Source organism: Limosilactobacillus sp. DJ3M12 (genome assembly GCF_947381695.1).
GTDB lineage: Bacteria > Bacillota > Bacilli > Lactobacillales > Lactobacillaceae > Limosilactobacillus > Limosilactobacillus kinnaridis.
Genome location: NZ_CANCWY010000037.1, coordinates 1 through 5546, shown reverse-complemented (window position 1 = coordinate 5546; position 5546 = coordinate 1). Strand labels below are relative to the sequence as shown.

Below are 5546 nucleotides of genomic sequence, written 5' to 3'. Positions count from 1 at the left end.
GCCTAGTTCACCACCAACTTGCTTGGTGTAACGATCTTCAACCAGGACGTAACCTTGGTCACTCAACGTTTTCAGTTTGTCGGCCGTACTGTACGTTACCTTGTCGCCGTACTTCCCGTCGACCTTGTCGCTCGTGATCGGTTCGTTGCCATTGTCTTGATCCAGGTACCGCACCGTAAAGTTGGCATCCTTCTTCACGTAGATCACTTTTGTATTCTGATTTGGATCACTTGGTGTGACCGTCTCGGTACTTGGTACGTAGCCCGGCACGTCTGGCACTGGTTGGTCCGGAGTGACCTTGGTTGGATCACCTGGATCAGTAGTGTATTGTGGCTGTTTAACGTTTGGAATCTCACTCCCGTTTTCATTAATCGGGATGATCTTCCCATTTGGTCGGTACGTGACCGTTACATTTGAAAGGCCACTAACTTGACCAGCATCATTGATCTTTACCACGCTTGTTGCAATTTCCGCCACTTGTTTTTGATCCGCATGATAACCATCGATCACTGGAACCTTTTGTGCTGGTAGACTCGCGACTGCCGTTTGCCATGGGGTTGCTGCTACCCCCGGGTCGCCTTGCAACACCCGGGCATAATCAATTGTCACCGTTCGCGTAAAATCAGCTTCTTGCGTTACTGATGGCGGCAAAGTCGGTTCATTTGCTTTAAGTCCTTCATACTGATAGTTGATCTGCCGGCTGGCAGTTACTTTTTCACTCGTCTGAAGCAGGTCTTCATGATACGTCAAGGTTGGCTTATCATAGCTCACAAATTTTGACTTATCTAAAATCCCAAAACCAATCTGCGTATAATCTTTCCAAACCATATTCGGGTGGTCTGGATCCGCAGGATTGGCAGTTTGAATATCATCTGGATCACCTTGTGTATTCGGGTTCACCACCCCTAAGATAAAGCTAGCCTTACCTTGCGTTAAGAAAACAATTGCTTCGGCATTGGCAATATACTTATCAAAACCTTTTGAATAGTACACTGTCTCACTCAGTTGCTGATCAGCAGGTCGGGTCGCATTAATTTTTTCAATTAATTGCTTCGCTCCAGAATTCCCCTGGCTAATGTCTTGCGGGGTCGGAATAATCTGCGAACCACTCGGAATAAACGCCGCCAAACTGCCATCAATTGGCTTCACAAATTCCGCCCGCGCTTTCAAGGCATCCAAGCCATCAATTGGCACTTGGCGATTCAAGGTATCTTGGGTAAAGTAATCTTCCCCTTCGTAAACCTTATCCGTTCCCGTTTCAACTAGGTACTTCGTCAATTTTAAAGCCGTAATCCGATCAAAGACGATCCCATTAGCTGGGTCTCGAAAAATTTCATAAAACCCTTTGGTATTCACCCCCGCAAAGCGTTGATCGATGATTGGGTCAGATAATTCAATCACCATATCGTAAGAACGCTTTGTGTTCGCGTCAGTTAAAACTTTCGTCCACTTAATTCGCAACTTGGTATCAGCAGTAACATCATTTACCTGCAAGCGGACGGGATTATTTTCCATAAAATAACGCGGCTTGCCACTTTGGTCTGCCAAAACATTGAAGTTAGCATCCGTCAACGGAATTGGTTGTTCAACTTCCTGACCGTCAACTACTTTGACATAGGCAGCTTGAACCGCTTCAGCATCAGTATGGTATTCAAAGCTGTTTTCTACGTATGCTTTGTCCGTAGCTTCAATTGCTTGATTGGGATTAAATTTTTCTGCTTGCGCTTGCCGTTCTTGCTCCCACTTTGCCAAGGCTGCCTGCGTGTTTTCAAGCTGCTCCTGCAAGGCAGCCGCTTGCGTTTGATAGTCTGTTGTTGTGGCGGTTACCCAGTCTTTCGTGGCTTGATCTGCAACCGTCACCTGCGGAGTCGCTTGCTCAACCGTAATCCCACTGGCCTGAGCTGCTTTGATTGCATCAAGCAATGCTTGGCGGGCGTTAACTAATGCCGCCCGGTCAGCTGCGGTCGTCGCTTCGTTTAAAGTCGTCTGCGTCGGGGTCTGGCTCGTAGAAGCAACTGGGCGTAAAGTAACTTGGCTTTTGTCATCCAATTGACTTTCTGCGTGATTTAAAACCGTTGCGTCAACACTGGTTGCTTCGGCAGCTTGAGCATGAATTGCCAAGCCATTCCAATATAAGAGACTGGCGACAGCAACTGAAGCAACCCCAAGACTAGTTTTCTTAATTGTGAATCGATTGACTTTTTTGGCAGTTTTGCGCATTTTTAAGAATGTGTTTTTCCGGCTAACCATAACTTTATGAAATATTCCTCTCTCTTTTTTAATTTCCAGATAAACAATTAAGAGGGTGATAACCCTTCGCTTCGTCAGACCGATGGAAATTATTTTTTATACTCAAAAAATCAGCAGTTTTAATTCTAGCTACTCATCTTTTAAAAATCAACCGTTTTACCAAATTTGTCTTATGACCCAACTGCCATTTTTTGCTCGGTATCGCTACTTTTTTCTTTTATCGTTTCATTTTTCTTCTATTTTACTTCATATTCCAATAAAAATATAAATACTTTTAAATCTATTTTATTTTGAATTGTTATTGACTTTTCGTCAGCAATGCCCCACTTCCTAACAATCTTTCTGCTTAATGGTGCAAATTCCACCCGCTAAATCCTCAACTTTAGTAAGAAAATGCTTAATAAACACCAAAAACCCCCACCAAGACAAGGCTCAGTGGGGGCTTGGGAAATCTTGAATTGTTAATTAGTGAAAAGCAATGGTGAACAAATTTAATTAACCTAGTTGTGACACTTCTTTAGTAAACTGGTCCCGGTCAGCATGGAAACCATTGCCAAGCCCAGGGCGGACATCCAACCAACCGCCGGGGTAGCTTCACCCGTTTGTGGCAAAGCAGCTTGGTGCGCTTGGTGCTTCATTGCCGTGGCCTGGGCTTCAACCCGCTTTAAGGCCGCGACTCGCGCTGCCTTCGCCGCTAACGCTGCTTGCGCGGCGTCAGCCCGCGCTTGCAATTCTGGCAACGCCGCCTTGGCCGCTTCGTACTTAGCTTGTGGATCAGCAGCCGCCGCCTTGGCCTTGTTCAGATCACTTTCGGCCGTTGCCAAGTCTTGCTTGGCCTTAGCCAGAGTGGCTTCCTTCATGATCATTCAATAAGTTCATGTAGTTGCTTGGCAAAGTAATGTGGTTATCAGTAACAACAGCCGCCGCGACTGGCTTAGCCCCATTCTTGATTGCTTGATTGTAAGCCGATTGAGCTTGCTTTTGTTGTTCCTTGGCGGCCGCTAAAGCATCATCCGCTTGTTGCTTAGCCGTTTGTGCGTCTGCTAACGCCTTTTGCGCGGCCGTCAACTTAGCTTGGGCTTGCTTAGCAGCAGTTTGCGCCTGCGTCAATTCCTGTTGGGCCTTTCCTAATGCCGAGCCGTCTAAAGCGTTGGTCGCCGCCGTTACCTTTTGTTGCGCGGCGTCAACCTTAGCTTGCGCGTCATTCACGGCTTGATTGGCTTGCTCTGCTGCCTGCTTGGTCGTTTCAACGTCCTTTTGGGCGGTGGCTACCTTTTCCTGGGCGGCACTAACCACTTGCTCTTGGTCCGTAACTGACTGCTTAGCTGCCGCAATATTTTCACTAGTAGCGTTTTGCAGGTCGGTTTGCGCCTTGGCTACCGCCTTTTTCCCGGCTTGGACCGCCGCCGCATCCTTGGCAACTTCATTTTGCTGGTTGGCTAGTGCCCCTTGCGCTGCGTCGTTGTCCGCTTGCGCCGTATCAAGGGCTTACTTGGTATTGTTCGCCTGTTGCGTTGCATCAGCTAAGCTGGTTGTCGCCGCGTTAGCCGTATTTTCAGCCTTGCCAGTTGGCGTTTGCACCGTTGCTGAAGCAGTTGAAACTGGGGCGCCGGTTGTGGCATCGTCAGCGTGAGCCGTGGTCGCATTAACCGCGACCCCCGTCGTTACAACGGCCGCCGCAACTACCGTAGCCGTCGCCAATTCTTTCACGTTTTTCTTCCCTCACCATTTTTAAAAGCTCGTAAAAACATCTTAAACACCCTAAGGATAGCACCAACTAAACCAAAGGTAAATCTTTTCGGAAAGTCGCACGATAAATAATCGGATTATTAACGGTTCGCCAATTTAAGCATTTGAGTGGTCGGGAATTCAAAGACCAGTTAATTTGAATCAATTCATCATCAGTAATCTCATCAATCGGTTGACCTTTGGGAATGAAACGGCGTAGTACTCGGTTGCGATTTTCATTACTGCCTCGTTCATGTGGCGAATAAGCGTGCGCAAAGTACAGCGGAACACCGGTCTGTTCTTCAATTAAATTGTAGTTGGCGAATTCTTTCCCATGGTCAACAGTAAGGGTCTTGAGATTATCTCCTAACTGGCTAGCTAATTCTAAAATAGCCTTGGTCATTGAAGTACTATCTCGTCCATTAAGCCGTTTAACGATGGTAAGCCGACTCTTACGCTCGACAAACGTAGCCACTGCTTGACCTTTACGTTTTCCAGATAAAACCGTATCAGCTTCGAAGTGACCTGAAGTATTACGATCAGAAATTTCAGCTGGACAATCTTCGATGGGACGTCCATGACTAAAAGTACCACGGGTTTCTTTAGCTCGTTTGCGACGAATACCATGGTCAGGTAAATCAGTCACATTAATATCCAGTAGTCCCTGATCAATCCAGTTATAGATGGTTTTGTAGGCAATTTTAACTACATGAGCCACTTGCTCCATTGACCATTTTTGAATCTTGATTTTTCTTCAATCAATCGCTTTAGGTTAGTCGTTAAGATGGTTTTACGACCACGATGACTAAGTTTAACTTCATGGTCAGTTTGAGCCTTAACTGCGTGATACTCACCAGCTAAGCGATGAACCTCATTAAAGATAGTGGTTTTACTAAAGCCTAAATAATCGGCAATATATTGAAGTGAGTGCTTTTCATGATGAAGTGTTTCGATGACAACGCGGTCTTCAAATGATAAAATAGTGGTGCCCATAAAGGTCCTTCTTTCTAATGGAATGTTGTGGTGACACCATTAAAGGTCTTGATGGGTTTTTCTGTTCACTAATATGTTCAACTTAAATTTTACAATCTACCAAGTAAAAAACTATCTATGAATCTAAGCGACTCATAGATAGTCTAATCTTATAAGGCCTTGCACACTAAAAATGTCCTTAAGATCCTATTGTATCAGTATTCTACAGCTCTTGAAAATTTTCATTGTGCACACGCTAATTGCCATGTGCATAGCGTGTGCATTACATTTATATGCAAACAAAAACAAAGCCTGATATTCATACGTAAAACATTGATATATCAGGCTTTATCAGTTTTAATAATGCTGACTAGAGGATTCGAACCTCCGACCTCATCATTACTAGTGACGTGCTCTGCCAACTGAGCTAAGTCAGCATAATAACAATTCCTAATTAATTATACCAGAAACTGTTATTAAAGAAAAGACGCGAATCGTTTAACCGGTTCACGTTTTGATCGCATGGCAACGTCCTATCCTCGCAGGGAGCGATCCCCCAACTACTTTCGGCGTGTTGAAGCTTAACTTCTGTGTTC

5 protein-coding genes, 1 tRNA gene and 1 pseudogene are annotated in these 5546 nt (G+C 45.2%); all 7 read right to left on the bottom strand.

Annotation, left to right across the window (positions count from 1 at the left end; genetic code table 11):
* On the bottom strand, positions 1-2250 hold a 2250-nt coding region (locus QOS06_RS10280), incomplete at its 3' end, for a mucin-binding protein (RefSeq protein ID WP_283596013.1).
* A gap of 236 nt (positions 2251-2486) precedes the next feature.
* Positions 2487-2615, bottom strand: a complete 129-nt coding sequence (locus QOS06_RS10275; protein WP_271901250.1) for a hypothetical protein — start codon at positions 2613-2615, stop codon at positions 2487-2489.
* 135 nt (positions 2616-2750) lie between these two features.
* A complete protein-coding gene (locus tag QOS06_RS10270) occupies positions 2751-2990 on the bottom strand; it encodes a hypothetical protein (RefSeq protein WP_271901248.1) in 240 nt (79 codons plus the stop codon).
* A 97-nt stretch (positions 2991-3087) separates the two neighbouring features.
* Positions 3088-3546: a hypothetical protein gene (locus QOS06_RS10265; RefSeq protein ID WP_271901247.1), complete on the bottom strand. Its 459-nt coding sequence runs from the start codon at positions 3544-3546 to the stop codon at positions 3088-3090.
* Between the two features lie 192 nt (positions 3547-3738).
* Positions 3739-3960, bottom strand: a complete 222-nt coding sequence (locus QOS06_RS10260) for a hypothetical protein (RefSeq protein ID WP_271901246.1) — start codon at positions 3958-3960, stop codon at positions 3739-3741.
* 67 nt (positions 3961-4027) lie between these two features.
* Positions 4028-4971, bottom strand: a pseudogene (locus QOS06_RS10255) (IS30 family transposase).
* A gap of 343 nt (positions 4972-5314) precedes the next feature.
* Positions 5315-5387 (bottom strand) — tRNA-Thr (locus QOS06_RS10250).
* Positions 5388-5546 lie beyond the last annotated feature (159 nt).